General features: G+C 60.4%; 21 protein-coding genes. 11 read left to right on the top strand and 10 right to left on the bottom strand.

Features of this window, described 5'->3' with window-relative positions; all coding sequences use genetic code 11:
* Positions 1 to 180 precede the first annotated feature (180 nt).
* The 5 genes from ACIOWL_RS00205 (at position 181) to ACIOWL_RS00185 (ending at position 4626) form a co-directional block, all read left to right on the top strand.
* Complete coding sequence (locus ACIOWL_RS00205) at positions 181 to 1638, top strand: glyceraldehyde-3-phosphate dehydrogenase (protein ID WP_400380163.1); 1458 nt, start codon at positions 181 to 183, stop codon at positions 1636 to 1638.
* A 96-nt stretch (positions 1639 to 1734) separates the two neighbouring features.
* Positions 1735 to 2145, top strand: a complete 411-nt coding sequence (locus ACIOWL_RS00200) for a hypothetical protein (protein ID WP_400380161.1) — start codon at positions 1735 to 1737, stop codon at positions 2143 to 2145.
* 185 nt (positions 2146 to 2330) lie between these two features.
* The gene (locus tag ACIOWL_RS00195) at positions 2331 to 2906 is read left to right on the top strand and encodes a hypothetical protein (RefSeq protein ID WP_400380159.1); all 576 of its coding nucleotides are present in this window, start codon (positions 2331 to 2333) and stop codon (positions 2904 to 2906) included.
* Positions 2907 to 2980: 74 nt separating this feature from the next.
* Entirely contained in the window at positions 2981 to 3586 is a 606-nt protein-coding gene (locus ACIOWL_RS00190) for a hypothetical protein (protein WP_400380157.1), read from the top strand.
* Positions 3583 to 4626, top strand: a complete 1044-nt coding sequence (locus ACIOWL_RS00185; protein WP_400380154.1) for a winged helix DNA-binding domain-containing protein — start codon at positions 3583 to 3585, stop codon at positions 4624 to 4626. Before ACIOWL_RS00190 ends, ACIOWL_RS00185 begins: the two co-directional genes overlap by 4 nt.
* On the opposite strand, the gene def is transcribed toward ACIOWL_RS00185, so the two are convergent.
* From def to ACIOWL_RS00160, 5 genes are all read right to left on the bottom strand, one after another.
* Entirely contained in the window at positions 4623 to 5195 is a 573-nt protein-coding gene (gene def, locus ACIOWL_RS00180) for a peptide deformylase (protein ID WP_400380152.1), read from the bottom strand. The two genes, ACIOWL_RS00185 and def, sit on opposite strands and share 4 nt — an antisense overlap.
* Positions 5196 to 5221: 26 nt before the next feature.
* On the bottom strand, positions 5222 to 6370 hold the full coding sequence (locus tag ACIOWL_RS00175) for an acyl-CoA dehydrogenase family protein (protein ID WP_400380149.1): 1149 nt from the start codon (positions 6368 to 6370) through the stop codon (positions 5222 to 5224).
* Between the two features lie 463 nt (positions 6371 to 6833).
* On the bottom strand, positions 6834 to 9488 hold the full coding sequence (locus tag ACIOWL_RS00170) for a LuxR C-terminal-related transcriptional regulator (protein ID WP_400380146.1): 2655 nt from the start codon (positions 9486 to 9488) through the stop codon (positions 6834 to 6836).
* Positions 9489 to 9736: 248 nt separating this feature from the next.
* Positions 9737 to 10570: an aldo/keto reductase gene (locus ACIOWL_RS00165; protein ID WP_400380143.1), complete on the bottom strand. Its 834-nt coding sequence runs from the start codon at positions 10568 to 10570 to the stop codon at positions 9737 to 9739.
* Between the two features lie 18 nt (positions 10571 to 10588).
* A complete protein-coding gene (locus ACIOWL_RS00160) occupies positions 10589 to 11437 on the bottom strand; it encodes a helix-turn-helix transcriptional regulator (RefSeq protein WP_400380140.1) in 849 nt (282 codons plus the stop codon).
* A 102-nt stretch (positions 11438 to 11539) separates the two neighbouring features.
* Between ACIOWL_RS00160 and ACIOWL_RS00155 the strand changes: the two genes are divergently transcribed.
* Together ACIOWL_RS00155 and ACIOWL_RS00150 are read left to right on the top strand one after the other, a co-directional pair.
* Positions 11540 to 13003 (top strand): MFS transporter, encoded by a 1464-nt coding sequence (locus ACIOWL_RS00155; protein WP_400380137.1) that lies wholly within the window; start codon positions 11540 to 11542, stop codon positions 13001 to 13003.
* Between the two features lie 62 nt (positions 13004 to 13065).
* Positions 13066 to 13947, top strand: a complete 882-nt coding sequence (locus ACIOWL_RS00150; RefSeq protein WP_400381514.1) for an aldo/keto reductase — start codon at positions 13066 to 13068, stop codon at positions 13945 to 13947.
* 252 nt (positions 13948 to 14199) lie between these two features.
* On the opposite strand, the gene ACIOWL_RS00145 is transcribed toward ACIOWL_RS00150, so the two are convergent.
* A complete protein-coding gene (locus ACIOWL_RS00145) occupies positions 14200 to 15465 on the bottom strand; it encodes a Fic family protein (protein ID WP_400380135.1) in 1266 nt (421 codons plus the stop codon).
* Between the two features lie 525 nt (positions 15466 to 15990).
* Between ACIOWL_RS00145 and ACIOWL_RS00140 the strand changes: the two genes are divergently transcribed.
* The gene (locus tag ACIOWL_RS00140) at positions 15991 to 16206 is read left to right on the top strand and encodes a hypothetical protein (protein ID WP_400380132.1); all 216 of its coding nucleotides are present in this window, start codon (positions 15991 to 15993) and stop codon (positions 16204 to 16206) included.
* Here ACIOWL_RS00140 and ACIOWL_RS00135 read toward each other — a convergent pair.
* Positions 16203 to 16727 carry a TetR/AcrR family transcriptional regulator gene (locus tag ACIOWL_RS00135; RefSeq protein ID WP_400380129.1) on the bottom strand — a complete coding sequence of 175 codons (525 nt, stop codon included), beginning with the start codon at positions 16725 to 16727 and terminating at the stop codon, positions 16203 to 16205. The two genes, ACIOWL_RS00140 and ACIOWL_RS00135, sit on opposite strands and share 4 nt — an antisense overlap.
* 154 nt (positions 16728 to 16881) lie before the next feature.
* Here ACIOWL_RS00135 and ACIOWL_RS00130 point away from each other — a divergent pair, with 154 nt between their 5' ends.
* Complete coding sequence (locus ACIOWL_RS00130) at positions 16882 to 17337, top strand: VOC family protein (RefSeq protein WP_400380126.1); 456 nt, start codon at positions 16882 to 16884, stop codon at positions 17335 to 17337.
* A gap of 14 nt (positions 17338 to 17351) precedes the next feature.
* Here ACIOWL_RS00130 and ACIOWL_RS00125 read toward each other — a convergent pair whose 3' ends face one another.
* Entirely contained in the window at positions 17352 to 17999 is a 648-nt protein-coding gene (locus tag ACIOWL_RS00125) for a hypothetical protein (RefSeq protein ID WP_400380123.1), read from the bottom strand.
* 121 nt (positions 18000 to 18120) lie between these two features.
* Here ACIOWL_RS00125 and ACIOWL_RS00120 point away from each other — a divergent pair, with 121 nt between their 5' ends.
* Both ACIOWL_RS00120 and ACIOWL_RS00115 read left to right on the top strand, forming a co-directional pair.
* Positions 18121 to 19044 (top strand): MerR family transcriptional regulator, encoded by a 924-nt coding sequence (locus tag ACIOWL_RS00120; protein ID WP_400380120.1) that lies wholly within the window; start codon positions 18121 to 18123, stop codon positions 19042 to 19044.
* A 15-nt stretch (positions 19045 to 19059) separates the two neighbouring features.
* On the top strand, positions 19060 to 19992 hold the full coding sequence (locus tag ACIOWL_RS00115; protein WP_400380118.1) for a dihydrodipicolinate synthase family protein: 933 nt from the start codon (positions 19060 to 19062) through the stop codon (positions 19990 to 19992).
* Between the two features lie 514 nt (positions 19993 to 20506).
* On the opposite strand, the gene ACIOWL_RS00110 is transcribed toward ACIOWL_RS00115, so the two are convergent.
* Together ACIOWL_RS00110 and ACIOWL_RS00105 are read right to left on the bottom strand one after the other, a co-directional pair.
* A complete protein-coding gene (locus tag ACIOWL_RS00110) occupies positions 20507 to 20821 on the bottom strand; it encodes a hypothetical protein (RefSeq protein WP_400380115.1) in 315 nt (104 codons plus the stop codon).
* A gap of 214 nt (positions 20822 to 21035) precedes the next feature.
* Positions 21036 to 22460 carry an Abi family protein gene (locus tag ACIOWL_RS00105; RefSeq protein ID WP_400380112.1) on the bottom strand — a complete coding sequence of 475 codons (1425 nt, stop codon included), beginning with the start codon at positions 22458 to 22460 and terminating at the stop codon, positions 21036 to 21038.
* Between the last annotated feature and the right edge of the window lie 157 nt (positions 22461 to 22617).

Below are 22617 nucleotides of genomic sequence, written 5' to 3'. Positions count from 1 at the left end.
CCTTCACGGTGAGATGATTCACAGGTGGAAATCTGTGGAATATCCCAGCACCGTCTAGAATGGAAAACGTACTTGCGGGGATGATCCTGTTACCCCGCGCCACCGCAAAAGCAATGGTGCTTCTCTCGGTGCCAACCGACTTTATGGATCTGCAAGTCGGCTGATTTGGAAGGATTCTCTGTGACCCAGCAGTCTGTCGTTGCCCAGGAAGAATGGAGCGGGCGCGAAGAGCTCGCCGAGGCCATGATTCCATTGATCGGACGTCTCTACCGCAAAAACAATGTGGTGACCTCCGTCTACGGCCGCAAGCTGATCAACCAGTCCGTCATCGATATCATCAAGGCCCACCGCGTCGTGCGCCGCATCGATGGCGCAGAGCTGGATCTGAACGCCACCAAGGCAATCCTCGATGTCATCGAAACCTTGAACGTCGGTTCGGTTTCCGTTGACCTTGGCCGCCTGAACAAGAAGTTCGTCGAGTCCGGCTCCGCCGACTTGGAAGCATTCGTCGCCGCTGAGCTGGGCGCCAAGGTGGGCCAGGCCGGCGCCACCGATGCCGAGCCAACAGACGTGGTGCTGTACGGATTCGGTCGTATTGGCCGTTTGCTGGCCCGCATCCTGATCGAGCGCGGCGGTTACGGCCTGCGCCTGCGTGCCATTGTGGTGCGCAAGGGCTCGGATGACGACATCGTCAAGCGCGCCTCGCTGCTGCGTCGCGACTCGGTGCACGGCAAGTTCGATGGCACCATCACCGTGGATGAGGAAAACAACACCATCCTCGCCAACGGCACCCTGATCCAGGTCATCTACTCGAACGACCCGGCGACCATCGACTACACCGCGTACGGCATCGACAACGCGATCGTGGTTGACAACACCGGCCGCTGGCGCGACCAGGCTGGCCTGTCCCAGCACCTGCAGTCGAAGGGTGTTTCCCGGGTGCTGCTGACCGCACCGGGCAAGGGCGATTTGAAGAACATCGTGCACGGCATCAACGATGGCGACATCACCGCCGAGGACACCATTGTCTCCGCCGCATCCTGCACCACCAACGCCATCACCCCGGTCCTGAAGGCCCTGAACGACAAGTTCGGTGTGGTCCACGGCCACGTTGAGACCGTTCACTCCTTCACCAACGACCAGAACCTGATCGACAATTTCCACAAGGGCGAACGTCGCGGACGCTCGGCGGTCCTGAACATGGTGATCACCGAAACCGGTGCCGCCAAGGCCGTGTCCAAGGCGCTGCCGGAGCTTGAAGGCAAGCTGACCGGCAACGCGATCCGCGTTCCAACCCCTGATGTGTCCATGGCCATCTTGAACCTCAACCTTGAGACCGCCACAGACAAGGAAGAGCTGAACAACTACCTGCGTGCAACCTCGTTGGGTTCGCAGCTGCACAAGCAGATCGACTTCATCGACTCGCCTGAGGTTGTTTCCACGGACTTTGTCGGTTCGCGCCGTGCGGGCATCGTTGACGGCCTGGCGACCATCGCCACCGGCAAAAACGCCGTCGTTTACGTCTGGTACGACAACGAGTTCGGTTACTCCTGCCAGGTGGTCCGCGTCATCGAGACCATGGCCGGAACCCACCCGGTCGCAGTACCTGCAGCGAAGGCTGAAGCGGTCACCGCCTAAGTCTCCCGCAGCGCTCTTCCACAGGGGCCGCATCCTCGTGCTACGTGGCACGGGGTGTGGCCCCTGTGGCGTAGTTGGCGGCTCTAGACTGAGGGCATGCCGGATCTGCTCACAACACGGTTGGATCGTGTGGTTGCCGCGACGTTTGATGAGGGTTTCACCGTACTGGAAGCCGAGGTGCGCGAGAACCCGCCACGGTATTCGGTTCGTGTGGGCGGCGCGCCGGGCTCAAGCCGCACCGTGTGCTTCCGCTTGGACGGGGTGTGGTTGGAAGCTTTTGTTCCTGAGCTCAACGTCCAGTGCGCAATCCTTGATGACCATGACGCTGGGATGGACCCCGATGAAGGCTTGGCCATGCTCTGCCGTGCGCTGCGTGTTTATCTTCGCGGTGAGGCGCGTATCGAGCATCGGCCGCGGTTGCTGCGCGCCGGAGCGAACACAGTTCTTTGCATCGAATCGGACGGGCACCGGTGGCGCCTGGGCCGGAACCGCTGGAGCGTGAAGTAGTCCGTGCGTTGACGCACGGCGCCGGCTGATTTTCTCTGTCTGGAAGTAGCCACTGGCGCGGCTGTGCCCTCACCCCACAAGGACACGAATCAGCCAGCCGCGGCGTTCGGTGTGCCCGGGAAGAAACCTGAACAGATTTATTGCCACTCGTTGCCAAGACCGGTTGCCTGTGCCAAGCTCGGGACATGATGCTGGACGTGGACAATCAGGCGCAAGCCATCCGGATGCTGCTATTTATCCGTCACGCCTGGCACCTGGCAGAAGAGCTCCCGCTCCCGCAACTGCACCCGGCCCCCGAATCCGGGACTTCTGCGATGCCCCGCGAGACCGACCCAAAACTCTGGGAACAGCGATGGCGGCAAACCTGGCTGGAGGCCTGGGGCGCCCAGACGCAGGGAAGCTATCGAGCCCCGGGAACCGCACAGAGCCTCGCGGCCACGGAGCACCTTAGTGAAAATGATTTCTGGACCGCGAAGTACGGCACCGCAGGCCTGGACTGGGCCGCGTTTCAGCAATGGGAACAGATGTTCGATCCGGCTTTCGGGCTTGGCCTCGACCCGGTGCTGCGGAGCCCGCAAGTTCACCCCGTGCTTCTCGCCGCCTGGGAGCGCGGGCTGCGCAAGCTCACCGTGGTGCCCTGGGCCGGGTTCTGCGTGCACCGGCTGAGTGATTCGCACCTGGTGACATCCTTCGACACCGCCGCCAGCAGGCCGTTGCTCACCCGGGCGCTCGCCGAATGGCTGCGCACACCGCTGGAGTAGCTGCCGCAGTCTTGAGTTGCCGCGTCTGTTGTGGAAGGCTCGCACCAACACCCAGAGAGGTCAAGGAGCGCACCATGGAACCGAACACTTCCGGTGAAGGCCTGTCCTTCAGCGTCAACGACCAGATCAGGCCGCTGGCCATGCTCCTCTTTGTCCGCACCGCGTGGGGCTTGGCGCAAGATCTTGACCTGCCGGCGCTGGACCCGGCACCTGATACGGGGGCCTCCGCACTGCCTGCGGGAACGCCACGCAGCGTGTGGGAGGCTCGCTGGCGCCAGTTATGGCTGGATGCCTGGGTTGCGAATGCCAGCGGCGGCTTCACGGTTCCCGGTCTAAGGATGGAACTGCCTCGTGGGGCAAACGCTGAGCTTGAGGACGGGGCTCCGGTTCCTGGCAGCTGGTCCGTGGCCTTCGGCGAGCACGGAATCGATGTTCCCGCGTTCCAGGCGTGGGATCGGCAGCTGGACCAAATGCGTGGTGTGCTCCCGAGCGAGATACGGGAACCGCGTTTCATGCAGGCTATCGGCAATGGCTTGTCCGAGTTCATTGTCTTGCCGTTGGCTGGGTACTACGTGCACCGGCTCGGGGAGAATCGTATGGTGCTGTCATGGCAAACCCTGCACGATCTGTCCTTGCGGCGGCGCGCGATCGATCAATGGTTGAGCGGAGCCGGAAGATGAGTGGAAGCCTCACCCCGAATAGGATCAGGGCGTTGCGCATGGCCAACCAGTTGCTGCTGTCGCCGGCCGGGTCCGTTCTTGGGGCAGCCGGGCACATGCTGGCCATTCAGTCCCAGGATCTGGCCGCCGGGCGGTACGCACTGGCGCACCGCGCGAATCCCGGCACCACACGTTCTGAGATTGATGCGCTGTTTTCCTCCGGGCAGCTGGTCCGTTCGTGGACCATGCGCGGCACCCTGCATCTCTGCCTGCCAGCAGATGTTCGATGGCTGGTGCGGCTGGCCAGGGAACGCACCCTGGCGGCCATGGCACCGCGCCTGCACGAACTGCAGATCACCGCGGCCGATATCGACACCGCTGGCGAACTGATCATCAGCCACCTGACAGATCACGGCAGCGCCAGCCGGACAAACCTGTTCGCCATGCTCAATGAACACGGGATAGGCACCTCTGCGCAACGCGGGGTGCACCTGCTGATGTGCCTGGTCTTGGACGGGCTGCTGTGTTTAGGCCCGATTCCCGACGGTGCCGGCCCGAGTGGGCAAAACCTCATTCTGCTCGAAACCCTCACCGCCGCCGACCTGGAACCCGCAGAACCCCTTCAGGAGCTGCTCAGACGTTATCTGCGCGCCCACGGACCGGCCAGCGTCCGTGATGCCGCCTGGTACACCGGGCAGACGCTCACCACGCTGCGCAGAGCCGCCGCTGACTTGGGCGCCGAACTGCACTGCGTGGGGCAGGACGCCCGGGGAGAGGATCTCTACCTGCTCACCGACTACGCGGTGCACGAAACCGCGCTGCCCTCCAGGTTGCCGCTGCGCCTGCTGGGCCCCTTCGACGAGTACTACCTGTCCTACGCCGACCGGTCCCTGGCGGCCGATGCGCAACTGCAGGCGAGCATCGGCCCGGGGAAAAACGGGATGGTCAAAGCCTTCTGGCTGCGCTTAGGCCGGGCAACGGAGCTCTGGAACGCAGAAACAGCGCCGACCGATCGAATCGGTGCGGCGCTGCATCAGCGGTATGTCGAGTTTCGAACCTAGTGGCCGAACGGGTCTTCATCGGTACCCGGCAACCAGGTGATTCCCGCAACACCCCAGCCCAGGGACTTCTTGGCCTTTTTCCAGCGCTTGTCCCAACGCGGCTGCAGCTTGTCCACGTACAACAGCCCATCCAGGTGGTCGTATTCGTGCTGCATGATCCGGGCGAACCACCCGTGAGCTTCAAACGAGATCGGATTGCCGAACTCGTCAAAACCCTCCACCTTGGCGTATTCGGCGCGCTTGAGCGGGAAATCCAGCCCAGGCACCGACAAACACCCCTCGGAGTCGTCATCCGCGTCGGGGGCGGCCCCGGAGACCTTCGACAGCGTCAACCTAGGGTTGATCACCACACCACGTTCCGGGGCGTCATCCTGATCCGCGTAGACGTAGGTGAACAAACGCAACCCGATCCCGATCTGCGGTGCGGCCAAGCCGACACCGTGCGCGGCATCCATGGTGGTGTGCATGTCAGCCACCAGCTGGCGTAGCTCGTCGTCGAACTCCTTGACCTCAACTGCGCGAGAATGCAGGACGGGTTCCCCGTAGACGGTGATCTGCCGAATAGGCACGTGATCAGTTCCTTTCCAAAAAATGCTTAGAGTGCTCGTCCAATAGTTTCACGCATGATCTCACTTGTGCCACCGAAGATGGTCAGCAGCCGAGAAGCGGTAAACGATTGGGCGATCGGGTACTCCATGATGTAGCCGTACCCGCCATGAATCTGCAAGGCCCGATCGGTGAGCCTTTTCGCGCTTTCACTAGCCCAAAGCTTCACCTCGGCGGCTTCCTGGGCATTGAGCTCACCCTCATTAAACGCAAGCACCGCCCGATCCACAAAGCCCTGGGTGACATGCGACTCAGTCTTCAAATCCGCCAACTCGAAACGAGTGTTCTGGAATTCGGTCAGCACCTGCGAAAACGCCGAGCGCTCGCCGGCATGCGCCAACGCCTGCTCAAAGGCGGCCGAGCCAATGGCGCTCGCGGCTACTGCGATCGCCAGGCGGGCCTGCGGCAGCTGTTCCTTCACGTAGCTGAGCCCCTTGCCGACCTCGCCGATCAGATCGGCATCCGAAACCCGAACCTCGTCGAAGAACAACTCAGCGGTGTCCGAAGCCCGCAACCCCATCTTGTCGAAGGGCTGGCCATTCGAATAACCCTCGGAACGCTCAACCATAAACAGCGAGAACGAATCCTCGCCGGCACGCGTGGTCAAACCATCGGTCCTCGCCAGAACCACGGCCGCATCACCATACGCACCATTGCCGATGAACGTCTTTTGGCCACTGAGCAACCAATCCTCGCCATCACGCACGGCCTTGGTGCGCACCCCACGCAGGTCTGAACCGGCACCCGGCTCGGTGAATGCACAGGACGTAATCGTCGACCCATCCACAAAACGTGGCAGCCAACGCTGTTTGAGATCCTGCGAGCCATAGGCCAACACGTAGGGCAGCACCAAATCATCGTGAAGGTGGAACGCCAAAGCCACCGCCAGATGCCCGGAACGGACAAACTCCTCATCCAGCACCACACGGAAACGATAGTCCTCGATCCCCATGCCGCCGAACTCCTCTGGTACCGCCAGACCCAGCAAGCCGTTCTCGCCGGCCGACTGCCACACCTCGCGGGGGATCTGATGATCCTTCTCCCACTGGGCATACTTGCCGGAGATCTCGCGGGAATTGAACTCAAGGGCAAGTTCGCGGAACTGTTCGTGATCTTCTTCAAAGAGCGCGCGTTTCACGGGGCGATGCCTTTCGACTGGGGGATGAGGGGTCAAAGCAGGCGCACCGGCGAGCGACGGCCTGCCACACTATTCCCTTCCATTATGGTCTCACCCGTTGACATGCACCTATTTGTTGTCGAAAATCCGAGCCACCCGTCATGTTTCAGACAAAAAGTCTCAAAAAACACGGGGTTAGACCATCTCAACGAGCAGATTCGAATATAGGTTCGAATCAATCGACCGACAGTCATGTCACATTTGCTTAACGACAAGGTGCCAGCGTCAAAAGACACTGGCACCAGCCGGTATCGGTGGAAGTCTTTTGCGCTCATTGCGAGTGAAAGCAAGCTACTATCCCGCCAACATTCCGATCAACTACTGTGATTCCCCCAAGAACCCATCGCGTAGACAGATCGAACAACAATCATCATATGCGCAAGTATCGACACTCAGTGGAAAATCACGCGGACTAGGTAGGTAATCACATCGAAATAGGTAGGCCTAGAGTATCCACCGGAGCCACAGAGTCCACATCTGCACGCTCCGCGATCAACTGACGACGATCCGTAATCCCCAGCTTCGTATAAGAACGCTGCAGATGACCTTCCACGGTACGAGTAGACAAAAACAACTCCTTAGAGATCTCAAGGCTGCTAGCACCCTTAGCCGCCAACACACATGTCGCATATTCACGAGCAGTCAAAAGAGACGAATCAATCCGGGCACGCCCCCAGGCAAAAGTATTAACCTGCTCCAACGGCTGCCCAATCTCTACCGACAACCCCAACAAATGCGTCGCCACAGCACGCCGCCCCAAAATCCGAGCCTGCTCCGAAGCGCGCGCGGCCAACTGCGCCGCCAACAACAACTGACCAGCTTCAACATGAGCCTGCACCAACGGAACAACACTCAACTCCGTCGGATCCTTCAGTGCATCCTCATAACCCGACAAAACCGCCGCCAAAGGACCCTGAACCTGCCGTGCAGCCTCAGAGAGCTGAGCAACATCACCGAGCAAGCCACACTGCCACGCCTCAAGCAACAAACGCATCACCAGATTCTTTCGGCCGAAAGCTTCAGCCGCAGACAGATGCTCCCGCAAATGCACCTGCGCCGCCTGCGCACCGTCAAGATCCAGAATCACCGACAACAAACAACGATCGGCAACCGGCCGAGAAATCTGCCCAGAAACCTCAGGCTCCGCACGCGACATCGCTAAATACAACGACGCCTTCTGCCGCTCACCGAGCAACGTTGCCGCAGCAGCAGCCAACGCGGCGGCAAACCCCTTCACCAAATTCGGGTCACCAACCGCAAACAAACCAATAGCCTGCTCAAAACACGCCAGCGCTTGCTCCGCCAACCCGGACTCCAGATAACCCATACCAATACCCACAATCACATTCCCATGACAAGTATTAGCAGTCTTCAAATCCTCACCCAGCGACAAATCCGCAAAACGCGCAGGATTCAACCCCAACGCAAACGCAATCGTAGGAAACGCGAAAATCAATTCAGAACGAACCGAAGCCGGCCACTGCTTCCACTGCGCAGACTCAGTCAACTGAACATACTCAGCCATCGAATCCTCGGCCAACCCGGCATGCGCCTGCTCAACCAACACATGAGCCAAAATCGCCGCCCGACCTTCACTGCGCAGCTCAGGCATCGACGCATACCTTCGCAACGCCGCAACATCAACAACCTTGTTCGCCCTCGAACGAATCAACAACAAATAAGCCGCAACACCTGGCGGATCCCCCGGGAGAGCCTGAAGAAACTGCTCAGCAGTCTCCAACCGGCCCAAACTCGCATAAGCGATCTTTGCCGCAACAAACCGCAGCTCAGGCGAGCCCGTCGCAAGGTGCTCCTGCAACAACGTCAACGCCGCCTCAGGCATCCCGAACTCGGACAACGCCTCAGCACGAGCCACCAGCAACGTCTCCAACTGCAACGCGGACTCAACCAGCTGCCGATCAAGCAGATCCGTCAACGCAATCACCTGATCAAACTGCCGAGCACCCGAAGCCTGCCGCACATCGGAGAGCAACTCGTCAATGGGCACCGTCAAGCCCATATCCAACCGATGCCTGGTAAAACGACTACGCGCGGCCGAATCAAAAAGCTCCCACGTCAACTTCTCATCAATGGTCCGAACATGCCGACGCAGCGTTGACGCATCAAAACTGTTAAACACCAACTCCGATGAAAGACCCGTTCCCAACCGAACCTGTTCTACGCGCTCGCCGGTCACCGGGTTTTCAGAAATGACGTCTAGGCGCACCAACTCGGTCTCGATGGCTTCGTAGACGGACTGCCCTACGAGTTTGAGGGCAACTTCAAGGGGGACCGGTCCGGTCACGGCGAGAAGTTCCAGCGCTTCTCTCACGTTTTCGGTCTGGTTGCTCAGCCGGGCGTTGATCAACTCCGAGGTGCGTTTGCCTCGGGGAGTCCACGTCCGGCTCAGGGTCCAGTAGTCGTGTTGTTTGGTCAGTGCGCCGCTGGCTCGGGCATCCAGGGACAGCTCGCGCAGATGCAGCGCATGGCCCCCCGCGAATTCCAGGAGCGAGGTGATGGTGCTTGAATTAACCTCACCGCCCAGGATTTCACCGAGCATCATCTGCGCGTCGTCGTATGTCAGCGGTTCTAGGTCAACACGCAGAAGATTCGGTGATGAGATCATTGAGCGCAGCTCCGATGGCATGGAGCGAACCGAGGAGGCGGCGATTACCAAACGAATGTTTCCTGAGATGGAATACTGTTTGAGGACCGCAGCGCTTTGCTCGTCGACATGTTCTGCGTGGTCTAGAAAAACCCACTGGATGTGTTCACTCGTTGCGCGAGCGATGCCGGTGACCAGCGCTGTGGGTGTGGTGCCTGCCGATCCCTCGGGGAGCTGGGTCGCGAGAACGCTGAGCGTAGAAAACGGCACGGAGCTAAGCGCCTTCGAGCCGACGATCCAGATGAATTTGGAGTCGATCCGATCCATGAGCTGCAAGGAAAAGGTGGTTCGGCCCGTCCCGGCGTCACCGATAATCAGGATGGGGCCGCCGCTACGTGCAACGTCAAGCGCTGTGTTAAGCGCCTCGACGCGCGAAGGCAGCACCGCTCGGCGTTCGTTCTGGAATCCGGTCATTCTACTAATATCGAACCCTTGGGCTACTCCGGTCAAGTAGCAGTCAGCTTAAACTCAAGTAGTTTTAGGGGTATTCAAGAGTGGATTAACTAGCAATAATGTCGCGTTCACCGAGAAATCGACCCAAGATCCCCAACAAATAGCGCGCAATTCGAGTATTCGCGCAAGGTGAGCTCACGCGCGGCACCCGAGGCGTGCCGCACCGGGGAAACTTTAGGCAATTCGACGTTCGACGCACAGGTGTGGGTTCAAAGCATCTCAAGCGGCGTCGGGTAGAGCGGAGCCGGGAATGCGTTATTAATCGCCTCAATGTGTTGGTCGGTCAATCGAAGCTGCGCGGACGCTGCATTTTCCGCGGTGTGCTCAACACGTGAAGACTTCGGGATGGCGATGGTTGAACCGTCACGGATGGCCCAGGCGATGAGGAGCTGGGCGATGCTTGCGCCTAGGTCCTCCGCAACCGCGCGCAAGGTCGGATCAGCAAGTAGCCTGCCTTGCTCAATGGGGGAGTAGGCCATGGTGGTGATCTGCGGGGCCGCGGCCGAGTGCAAGGGCAACAGGTCGAATTCCACCCCGCGCCGACTGGGGTTGTAGAGGACCTGGTTCACCAGTGGAGACGCGGGCAATGCATGCAGTTCGTCGGAGTCAAAATTGCTCACACCCCAGTCGCCGATTAATCCGCGGTCTTTCAGGTTTTCGAATCCGCGAACGGTTTCCTCCACCGGATGCGAGCCAGGCCAGTGAAGGAGCAGCAGATCAATGTAATCCGTCCCCAGTCGTTCAAGGGAACCTTCGCAGGAGGAAATGACCCCTGCATACGACGCTTCGTAGGGAAGTACCTTGTCCACGAGGAATACGTCGTCGCGTACCGGGGTGATGGCCTCGCCAACCAACTGCTCGGCGAGCCCGTCCCCATACATGGTGGCCGTATCGATGAGGGTTAACCCCAGTTCAATACCGTGGCGCAACGCAGCAATTTCCTGTTGTCTAATGTTGGGATTCTCGCCCATGAACCACGTGCCCTGTCCGATGGCGGGAACTGCTTGCTGGTTGGATAAGAGTACGTCCTGAATTTTTGGCATGTTTTCAGTCTAGGAGTGCTAGACCTCTGCAGCGCTCCAGCTTGCGAGCACCTTGAGCGCGTCGGCAGACGGCGTATTCGGATCGGCGGTGTAAATATTCAGGCGCAGACCCGGATCTCCGGGAAGGTCGAAGGCTTCGAACGCGAGATCCAGGTCGCCAACCACCGGGTGGTGAACCTGCTTGCGGCCGGTGCGGTGGTAGCGCACATCGTGTTTAGCCCAGCGAGTTCGGAACTCTTCACTCTGCGTCGACAACTCGCCAACCAGATCGGTGAGGTCCTTGTCGTAGGGATTGCGCCCCGCAGTGGAACGAAGGATGGCGACGATGTCATCGGCGGCTTGCTCCCAGTTGGTGTAAAACTGCCGGGCTTTAGGGTTCAAAAAAGTGAAGCGGGAATTGTTGGGCGGTTGGACCACCTCGGCCATGAGATCTGCGTACAGAGCGCGGGCCAGGGAATTGGCGGCCAGAACGTCACCGCGGTCGTTTCGAATCCAGGCGGGAGCGTCAACAATCGCATCAATGATGCGGGACAGGCTGGGTCGAACCGTTGTCGGGCTGCTCTTGCGTCGAGTTCTAGGTGCGGCAGATGCGGCCCGGGCCAGATCGTAAAGGTGAGCGGTTTCCGCCTCTGAAAGTTGCAACGCCCGCGCCAGGGATTCAAGCACGCTGTCGGATGCACCCGAGAGATTACCGCGCTCCATTTTGGTGTAGTAATCAACGCTGACTCCTGCGAGCAATGCGACCTCTTCGCGGCGGAGCCCGGGAACTCGTCGATTTCCGCCATAAACCGGGAGGCCAGCCTGATCGGGGGTGAGCTTGGCCCGGCGCGAAGCAAGAAACGCCTTCACATCGCTGGTGTGTGTCATGCACTCAACGATAGGCGATCGTGCGCAACCGTGGGAGGTACTGACAGACCCCGGAACACCAGAGTCTGTCCTCTGCCTGGCATGAGCGGTTGCATTGAAACTATGACAAATCATTCAACAATCCGCGATCCGGCGAAGTCCTTTCATCAAACTGGAATCCTCGCGGTGGTCTTGATGAGTTACTTTATGATCTTGCTTGATAACTCGGTGATCTTCACGGCGCTACCGAGCGTGCAGAATGACTTGGATCTCAGTTCCGGAGAACTCTCGTGGGTGCAAGATGCCTACACCTTGGTATTTGGCGGGCTCTTGCTGATTGGTGCCCGCGCCGGCGACCTGTTCGGGCGCCGCCGGGTTTTCGTGTTTGGACTCATGGTATTCTCTCTGGCTTCCGCCCTGATCGGTCTCGCGCCGGTTGGCTGGTGGGCGATCGCAGGCCGCGCGCTTCAAGGTGTTGGTGCCGCGATCATCGCACCAACCTCCCTGTCGCTGCTCACCGCTTCATTTCCACCAGGACACGCGCGAAATCGAGCCGTGGCTTGGTACGGGGCAATCGCAGGGATTGGGGCAAGCCTGGGACTGGTGATTGGCGGTGTGCTGGCGCACTGGGTCTCCTGGCGAGCAGGGTTTTTCGTAAACGTGCCCCTGGGCTTGGCAATGATGTTCCTTGCCCCGCGCTTCCTCGTTGAGACGCCGCGGGCGAGAGGCCGCTTCGATATCCTGGGAGCCGCGTGCGCCACACTATCCGTCGGCTTGATGGTGTTTGGCATCATTAACACCACCCAGCGGGGCTGGGTGTCCTTTTCAACCCTCCTGCCCATCTGGACCGGAATTATTCTGCTCGGTTGCTTCGTGGCCATTGAGGCTAAGGCAACCCAGCCGATCATGCCGCTGAGCTTGTTCGCCAGTCGGCGTCGCACCGGAGCATATCTGGCGCGTTTGCTCTACATGGGTGCGATGATCGGTTTTTTCTATTTCCTGACGCAGTTTATGCAGTACGTCCTCGGCTTCAACCCGCTGCAGGCTGGGCTCGGCTTTCTGCCCATGACCATCGTGAATTTTGTTGTTGCCCTGACAATTCCCAAGATTGTGAGGCGTTTGCCAGCCTCGATTCCGCTGTTGCTAGGTATCGCCTTCACGCTGGCGGGAATGTACTGGCTTAGCACAGTGCACCCGCACACCGGATTCTGGGACGGTATTGCACCGCCGATGGCGCTGATCGGGATTGGTCAGGGGCTCGCGTTTGCGCCTCTCACCTCTTTTGGGATCATCAACACCCCGGTCGAATTTGCTGGGGCCGCCTCAGGCCTAGTGAACACCTTCCACCAGATGGGTATGACGCTCGGTCTTGGAATCATGGTTGCCTGCGCCACCGGCGGCCCCGCGCAAACGTCGTTCAGCGGGCAGATCAGCGCCGAAGTGTATACGGCCTTGACCGTCGGGTGCCTATTGCTCGTCCTCAGTTTCTTGGCAGTGTTGTTCTTGGTGTTCCCCGGCGATCTTCGAGCTCACCGGAAGCGCTTGGCGATCACCACCGAGCCGACGGTCGGCACTTCACGTCGATGACACAGGTACTCGCAGACCCTGCCACGATCATCCATCGATTCCCTACCATGAAAGACATGAGCATGAATCTGACACTAAACAACGGCGTTACGATGCCGGCCATCGGACTTGGTGTGTACCAATCGGCACCGGAAGACACCACCGCGGCAGTTGAAACCGCACTGAAATGCGGCTATCGGCACATTGATACAGCGGCGGCTTACGGAAATGAACGAGAGGTCGGCGAGGGCATCCGCCATTCCGGGGTTGACCGCGACGAGGTATTCATCGAAACCAAGGTCTGGGTGTCAGACTATGGTTACGAATCGACCCTGCACGCGTTTGAAAAAGCCACCGCGAAGCTGGGTTTCCAGACGCTTGACCTGTTGCTGTTGCATCAGCCGGCACCAGAGCGATTCGATCAGACCGTCGCGGCCTATCACGCACTTGAACAGCTGCTGGCCGATGGGCGTGTGCGAGCGATTGGCGTCAGCAACTTTATGCCGCATCACTTGGAAAACCTGCTGGCTGAAACCGAGGTCATCCCGGCGGTGAACCAGGTTGAGTTGCATCCGTACTTCACGCAGCCGCAAGTGCAGGATGCCAATGCGAAGCACGTCATCCTCACCCAGGCCTGGTCACCGATCGGCGGCATCACGTTTTACCCTGGGTGGGGCGAAGGGCGGAAAAACGTCCTGCAGGACGACACCGTTGCTCGAATTGCGAAAGCACATGGCAAAAGCCCCGCGCAGATTTTGCTCCGCTGGGGAATATCTCAGGGGCGATCCGTGATTCCGAAATCAACTAATCCACTGCGGATCGCTGAGAATTTTGACGTCTTCGACTTCGATCTGGGCACCGCTGAACTCAATGAGCTCAGTGGCCTTGACCGCGGTGTGCGCAACGGTCCGGATCCCGATCAGCCGCGCCCGGAAATGTTCTCGCGTGTGATTCCTGAGGCTTGAGACTTTGGTCGCCGCCGTACGGGTGCTGGTCGATGGGCTTCTCTCAAAACATCGTGCGGCGGTTGAACCGGGTAGTGCGCATGTGAAGAACTGGGAGATCCTCGCGAGGATTCATTATGGGGTGTTCCGCGCACTGCGAGCGGTGACCCTTCGTAATCTTTCGTTGCTGGAATTCTTCCGTGCGCGCTTGTCCGGGGCCACGTGCTGACTAAGCCGCAAGGAGTGTCAGGCGCAGAACGCTGGCAATTGGGATTATCCGCGAGCTCGCCGTCCCGCTCTGGCGGCAAAATTATCCAAGGCCTCGATAACCTTCGGAGCGATCCACACCCGATGCCCGTTGATGTGACCAGATAGCTTCAGCGCACCGGCCTTCTCTAGGCGCTCGATATTGCGGTAGGCGGCACTGGAGGACTGGCCTGCGGTGTCACTGAGTATTTGTGCGGTAATAGCGGGCTCGCGCAGTATCAACTCAGCCGCCCATTTGAGCCCTTCACCCGGGGCTCGGCCAAATTCGGCGTAAACCTGTTGCCGAATATTGCCAATATCCTCAGCCAGCTGTCGGCCGTTAGCTGTGGCTCGGAATGTCGACTCCGCGAACATCTCCACGATGGGCACAATATCGCCCTCGCGGAAAGCGCCCAACGCGTCAAAATAGGCTTTGGTGTCGGTCAGCAGCCCGGATGAGACAGGAATGGTTACCTTCTCGGTAACGCCTTTATTTCTGAGCATAGAACCGACTAGGGCGCGTCCGGTTCGTCCGTTGCCATCTGGGAATGGGTGGATGGTCTCAAATTGGGCGTGGGCGATCGCGGCCTGGGTCAGAGCAGGAATATCGTCACGGCGCATGAAGCTGATGAGATCTGCCATGGCTTCGGGAATGTGTTCATAACTGGGCGGCACAAACATGGCAGTGTGCGGAGAGTTGCCGCCAATCCAGACCGCTTCGGTACGGTAGTGGCCAGCCATCAGGGGTTCTGACGGCCCCAGCAAAGCACGGTGCATGGCCAGTATGTTGGTCTCATCCAAGTTGTCGGCCAAATCGACCGCTGCCGCCATCGCGGAGATGTTGGAGGCCACCAACGCTGCGTTGGAACTGGAGCGATCTCCCAGCTGTGCCAAGGCAATACGTTTGGCGCCAACAGTCAGGTTCTCAATCTGAGAGCTCGCCGCCGATTCGCTACGCAACAGCAAGGCCGCGAATGGGGCTGCGTCATCTCCCAAGTCCCTGTCGAAGCGCACAGTCTCAATGGTTGCTTCTTCCACCAACGCTGCGGTCTGCCCGGAAACCAGCGGCTGGGCATTCGAAATCTCGGGGGCTATGGCGGCCTGATATGGACCTCGGGCGCGCAACCTTTGACGCCTCGAATGAGCCGGATCATGGGCCGATTCCCACTGCTTCTCTTCATATCCAATAGGTGGCCAACAGGTTGTCGGCAAGTTGATGTCGGGTTCTGCGAGATAGCGCTTGGGCTGCCGGCCGCCTGTGCTGATGCCACGCGGATCGGATGCTTGATTCATCCAAGACCCTTTCTGAGATGGGAATGGCTCAATCCTATTTTCCCATATTATTGGAAAGATGGGAATGCAGGGTTTACAGTTCCCGCCTCCAAACACTCCCAACTGACTTTCCGTGCGCAGACTGTGCATTGACCTGAGCCGATGGTGAAAGAGCATGGGGCCCGATAGTGAGCAATTCCCAGCTGGTGTTCCAATGATCTGAATGTTGGTCTCAGCCCATTTCAAAGGTTGTCTCCCTGGGCCAAAAGTATGAGTTATCCGAGAAGTGCAGATGGATCTCCAGTACCGTCACTAGGTATTCCAGCTGTACTATCCCAACGACTTTTCCCCAAAACACTGATCTGCGCAGCGGCGATCGTTAGGCCGGATACTCCCACCGATGGGATTCTTCTAGGCGGGATATTCATCCAAGTTGAAGCTCCCGGGGCGAAAATTGCAGCCGACGTGGTGCTTCCTGCGATGAATTGCAAGGGAAGTCTACCCTTTACCGGCGGGGGACAAGCCGGCAAGCCGTCGTCGGATAGTGTGTCCCTTTCGCCCGGCAAGGCCTCACTGCGTGCTTTTGTGCGGGCGTTGGCCGCCGAACAGGCTCCGGGAGGTGTTCGCGCAACGGTCATCACGCTGAATGGCGGGGTCAACAGCGGTGCCGAGTCTTGGTCAGCCTCGGTGGTTGCCCAAGACTACCTCGACCTGCATCATCAGGAAGCTGTTTCCTGGACCGCGGAGGTGGTACGGAACTAGGTCAACGGGCCGCTGCGAGCGATCTCGCCGATACGTTGGGCCAGCGCCTTGCGTAATCGGTGCGGGATATTGAGTTCTGTCAGTAGATCGCTCGCCCACAAACCATCAGCGGCGAGCAATGCGATCAGCTGGTCCAGACCCTGCTGATCATCCTCGCGGACCTGCTTCGCATCAGGCACCCAGCGGGCCGCCACCCGTGAGTAGGGTGCGCGCATTTCCCCGTGGAGGGATGCCTCGACCATGAGGATCAGCTCGGCACCGGTGGCGCTGCGTTCACTCGCGGCGGCGTACGTGGCAATCCGGTCCTCGATCGAGGCGTCTTCCGGTTGCGTCCCGAGTGCGTCGACAAGCTCGCCCTCCCAGCGTTCGGCGAGGTGCTCGTGCAGGGCTACCAGTAGTTCGGTTTTGTTTGCGAAGTGATACAGCACCCCGCCCCGGGAAACTCCGGCGGCCTCCGCCACTGCCTCGAAGGTGACGGCCGCCGTGCCTTGGGCGGTGATGATGCCTTGCGCGGCATTCAAGATTTTGAGGCGACTGCTTGGGCGCATAACAACTCGATCCGGATGTAGGCAGCACTCACTGCGGGCTTGGCTCTCGTTACATACTAACCGGATGTGTTGTATAGTTACGAACCGGACGCGTTGTATAGTTACGCACAAAAACGGAGGAGTAAGTATGTCGACCCTGACCCCGATGCCCGACGGCAATTGGTTTGAAAACGTTGAGAAGCGGCCGCACCCGTGGCCGGGACTTGAATGGTTAACGACGGCGCTGGTGTTCGACGACGTTGCCGCCGCGGTCGAATTCTATGGTTCAACGCTCGGTTTTGTGCCGATCGCGGTGCTTCCCTTTGCCGACCGCGAGGGCACCATGTTCGCCCGGCTTCGGTATCGCGGGATCAACTTCACGCTGAATTCTCGCGAGTTTGAGCCGACCCTGGCCCCGCCCGCCGAAGCGGCGCCAAGCTCCATGTTCTACGTCTACGTCGACGATGTGCCCGCAGCCACCGCGGCGATGCGGGAAGCCGGAGCGAGTGTACTGGAAGAGCCGACCGAGCAGTTCTGGGGCGACCTGCGTGCGCGCGTGCGCGATCCTTTCGGCTACATCTGGGATCTGGCACGCCCGATCTGAGCGCAGGGGAACGCCTAAACGAAACCTTCCTCCACCAGCACACACGCGTTCTCGGTGATGACATGCGCCTGGCCGGAGCCGCCGACCACGCGGCTCCAGCTCTCCACCAGGAGCCGGTCCTTGTGCAGGGACAGGGAGAACCCGCCGTACATGCCGGGGTAACCGAAAAAGAGGTTTGCCAGCGGCTCCAACGCCAAGACTTCGGTAGATACCTGCCGGATCTTCACCGGGTCGATCCGCTCGGTGCGCTCCGTGATCAAACGCGCCAGGTGGGCATCCCAGGCGGCGAATTTTCGCAGCTCTTGGGCTCCGGATTCTCTCACGTCCAGTATTTCGACGAGGTGCGAATGCCCCCGTTTTCGGGCGATGTCGACCGGTCGCTGGTTTTCCGCATTGCGCAACGACCGCCACGCCCCGCGGTCCGTAAGCTCCTTGACCACCTGTACCGGAGCGCCGATCCAGGTGGCCTGGTGCAGTGGGGTGAACCATGAGTCCCCGGTAATCCGCCATTGGTTGGCGCTGAGCACATGGTTTGAGTCGAGCAAGCCGAACACCTCATCCCACGCACCGGCTTTGGAAGCGTCGGAGAGGCGGTTCACCGCCTCGATGTGGCTCGCCTGCAAAACGTCGGTGTCGATGACTCCGGGCCAATCGGCATCCATCCTGGGTCTCCTCGGGTTGTTATCCGGCTTGAGTAGGGTGCCATCGTATCTTCAGCGACCGACAACCTGGCTTGACCCGGCCCCCAGGGGCCGAGTTTAGGATGAGAGGCAGGAGGATGAGATGCGTATTGGGGAGTTGACGGCGCGCACCGGTGCCACGGTCAAGGCGGTCCGCTATTACGAGCAGCTGGGGCTGATTGCCCCGACGCGGCGGGAGAACGGGTACCGGGAGTTCGACGAGCAAGATGTGCGGGCGGTGGCAGAAATCCGGGAACTTGCGAGCCTTGGGATCTCCCCGCAGCGGGCGGCGCCGTTCTTGGAATGCCTGGGCCTGGGGCATCAACACGGAGATGACTGCGTCAGTTCGCTTAGTGTTTACCGCGAGGCGATCGCGGACCTGGACCGCATGATCAACTCTCTCACCCTGCGGCGCACCGAATTGAACCGCCGCCTGGAAGTCAGTGCGGGGCGCACCTTCACCCGGGTGGAGCCGGTGGCCGACTACACCGTCTTGCCGGAGAACCTTCCGGTACCTGACGACGACGGCGCCGCTGAGCATCTGCGCGGGCTGGCGATGCCCGCGCTTGAGCTGTCAACGAGCGACGGCCAGGGGGTGCGGCTGGCGGATCTAGGTCCCGGCCGCACCATACTGTACCTCTACCCGCTCACCGGTAGGCCGGGGATTGATCTGCCCCAGGGGTGGGATGAGAATCCCGGTGCGCGGGGCTGCTCGACCGAAGCCTGCGATTTCCGCGACCACTTCGGTGAACTCCGGGCGGCGGGTGCCGAGCGTGTGTACGGCATGTCGAGCCAGACGCCCGAATACCAGGCCGAGGTTGTCAATCGGCTCCGGCTTCCGTTCACCATGATCTGTGATGAATTTTTTGCGCTCGGAAAGGCGCTGCGCCTGCCGGTGTTCGCCGCCCAGGGTCACGACCGCCTGTATTCGCGACTGACGTTCATCATCCAAAACGGTCTGATCGAGCATGTTTTTATCCGATTTTCCCACCGAACCTGCACGCCCAGCAGGTGCTCGACTGGCTGAAGGAGAACCCGAACCATGAGCCTTTTCACCGGCCTGAGTGCCTTCCCGCTGACCCCGTTGCGTGACGATAAGATCGACGAATTCGCCTTCGTTGGGCTGATTGAGCGGCTGGCCGCGGCGGGTGTCGATTCGATCACCGCGCTCGGTTCCACCGGGTCCGCTGCTTATCTTTCACCACAGGAGCGCGCCAGGGTCGCGCGGCTTGCCGTCGAACAGGCGCAGGACACACCGGTGTTCATCGGGGTCAGCGGCTTGCGCACCTCGCAGGTGCTTAACCACGTCGAGTCCGCGCAGCAGGCCGGCGCCGCGGGAATCCTGCTCGCACCCATGTCGTACCAGGCGCTGACGCCTAAGGACGTGTTCGAGTTGTACCGAACCGTCACCGAGCACACCGCACTGCCGGTCATTGTGTACGACAATCCCGCCACCACGCATTTCAGCTTCACCACGGCGCTGTACGCGCGCCTGGCCGAGTTGCCCGGCATCGCATCCATCAAGATTCCCGGTGTTCCCCTCAACCAGGCCGAGGCGCGCGCCCGCGTGGCGGCCATCCGACGGGTGGTGCCGGAGCATGTCACGATCGGTGTCTCCGGCGACGCGTTTGCCGCGGCCGGGCTCACCGCGGGTTGCGATGCCTGGTATTCGGTGATTGGCGGGACCCTGCCCGCCGCAGCGCTTAGGATCACCCGGGCCGCGCAATCCGGCGACGTGGCCGGTGCCATGGCCGCATCGGACCGGCTGGCACCTTTGTGGCGGCTTTTCACCGAGTTCGGCAGCCTGCGAGTGACCGCGGCGATCGCCGAGGAGCTGGGTCTGGCGCCGGCGCGCTGCCTGCCGCTGCCGATCCAGGGCCTGGATCACGCGCAGTGCACCCGGGTTTCGGGAGTCATGGAGGGCTTAGGACTTCTGGCGTCCGGAGCCACGGGGGATTTCCCTGCTGGCATGTGAAGCCCGGGCGACGCAGAATGCCAGCACGAGACCGAGCATCGGCAGGCTTTGCTCGGCGAGGCTTGAGCTGAGCGCAACCCCTCCGAGAGCTGAGCCCATCGCGATGCCGATGTTGAAAAACGCGTTGCTCAACGCTACCGGCAGCACACCATGAGACCGTGCGGCGCGAAGCGAACCCGAACGCGCCCATCAGGGTGATGAAGGGCACGATGGAAACAACCGGACTGTCTGCCCACATCAGCAGCGTAACCAACGCGGCCTCCAAGCCCGCGACTGCGACAAGGACTACTCGATAGGGGTGCTTGTCGCCGAAGCATCCGCCGGTACTGAGCGCGGCGAGCAACGGCATCAACCTGCTGCTCCAGCAAGCTCGCGCACACCTGATCACGCACGCGACAGGCATGCAAGACCTCGCCAGGCCCGGTGGCAGCTCCACACTGACTCAGACCTTCGATTCTGTGCCAGCGAAGTCAGCGCGACGGGAGAACTAAGCCCCGCGGATGCTCAGATGCTTCTACTTCTGCAGGCTCGGGCCGTCACTGGACGGGCCGAGCCTGTCGCGTGTGATCCACTCGGGATAGCAGGCCAGGAACGTCGCGGGGTCGGTCGGGGCGCGGCCGTAGTCGATGCCGCCATCCTCGGTGTGGAGGAAGCCGTGGATGAGGTGCGCGAGTACGACAGCCACGTACCCGGCGAGAAGCTGTGTCTGGAGCGGCTGCGCTGCCTGCATCCGCAAGAACCAGCAGTGCTTAACCTGGGCGGCCTTCTCGAACGGGAACCCGGCAAGGGTGCCAATCTTCGCGGCACGTTCGGCATGGTCAGCGATCACCGCCGTTTGCGGGACATCTTCAAATTCGTTGACGTCGTCGAACCTGGCTCAGCGCTTCCGGCCGGGAAGCTCCAACACCGGCTCGATATGCGGTCGCAGTTCCGAGTCTCATTTAGAGAAGCGAGCCTGTCGTATTACTGCCAGTAATAGTGGAGGTGATTGTCTCGAATCGAACCTCGGAATCATACGAAGCCCGTGAGCCGAGGGGGGACGGTCAGAGCATGAAGGTGCCTGAGGCGTTCACACGATCGAGGGTTTCCCGGAACTTATCTTCCGTTACGCTCTCAAGCAGCTGTTGCGGTGATATGGCCTGCCCATCGGACGATACCGGTAGACCAGAGTTGGGTGTCTGCCACCAGGTGACGAGTGCCTCTGCCAGCGTAGTCTCCTCCACATCACCGGCCCGGCGAATGAGCTGCTGGGTGATGTCGCCGACGGCGTCGATTATCTTGCCGTCACGGAACTGGAATTGGGGGTAATGCTTTGTCTTGCCGATATTGATCTCGATGAGGCAGTCGTAGTGCAGATAGGTGCGAAGCTGGGTGCGTTGTGCAGCGGCGAGACTCCGCGGCGACGTCGCGGAGCTGTCCGTATGGACCTGTGCAGCAGTGAGCGCAGCTCGGGTCTGGGCTGCGGTGAACGATCGTGCTTGGTCCAGGAGTCCCGCGGCGGTCATCGCTTGCGAGTCCAACATGAAGTTCGGGTCCCACAGTTCGTCGTTCTCCCACGCCTCGGGAAAGCCGAGTTGCGGAAGACGGAAGCCGATCCGCTGCGCTTGTTCCGTGACGAAGTCCACCAGGTTGAGCACGCTTCGGTCGTCGGGCGCGATGCTCAGGAGGAGGTAGCGCAGAATCGACAGGACTCCGAAGAGGCGATTCGACACCGTGCTCGTGCCTAGATGATGGAGCGGGTGTTCACCATTGCTGCGGGCGTCTCCGGGGGCGTCGATGATGACGTCGAAGACGCGGTTCCATACACGGCCGTAGTGGGCACAGATGTTCCTGACTACACGGAGCGCGTTGAGCCAGTTCGCGAAAGCGCCGCGATCTCCCTTGCCGTCCGCGGTATTCACTTGGAACCGGGCCGCGAGGACCTCCTGGTCGAGTTGCGGCATCAGAGTGTAGAGGTTGCTGAGGACGCCGAAAGACATCACCTCGGTCGCAACCCAGATCGGCAGGTGTGGCCCGTACTTTCCGCGGAAGTGCAGCACGAACTCGTCCCGGGCGCGGGACTCGTGCCGATCGTATTCAGTGAGCCACTCGGTGTACGCCGTTGTCGGCTTCTGTTCTTGACCGGGCTCAGCCGGACGGAGTGTTCCGAGGACTTCGGGCTTACGGTGCGCGAACAGATCGATGGCACCGAGCCTGTGTCCGATGAAGAACCGCAACGAGATCTCTAACCGGCTTAGCAGAGTGCTCAAGCGAGTGCGCAGTTCCTGGTCGAAATCGTAGATTGACACCACCTGGTCAAGCTTGGCTCCGGGGCGGAACGTATCGAGGCGGTTCTCGCGACCTTCTTCGTTCAGCGCCGGTGCAGGAGCAGGCTGGAACTGACGGTAGGTATGCCAGTAGCCGGAGAGCCTGTAATAGCCATACCGTTCGAGCACGGCAGCAGCGAACTCGTCAGAACCGCAGGCCATGCCGCGAGTGCGTAGCCGCCGGATCTGAGCAGGGACCGACAAGAAAGGCTTCGCGTAAGAGCTGTCCAGATTCTGTATGCACTCGGTATCCTCACGAGGTATGTCCCGTTGGAGTGCCTCGGCCAAAAGAGAACAGACCCGCGTCTCATCTAGAGAA

The organism is Glutamicibacter sp. NPDC087344 (assembly GCF_044744225.1).
Classification (GTDB): domain Bacteria; phylum Actinomycetota; class Actinomycetes; order Actinomycetales; family Micrococcaceae; genus Glutamicibacter.
The sequence above is the reverse complement of the archived record's forward strand: the minus strand, read 5'-3'. Positions and strand labels throughout refer to the sequence as shown.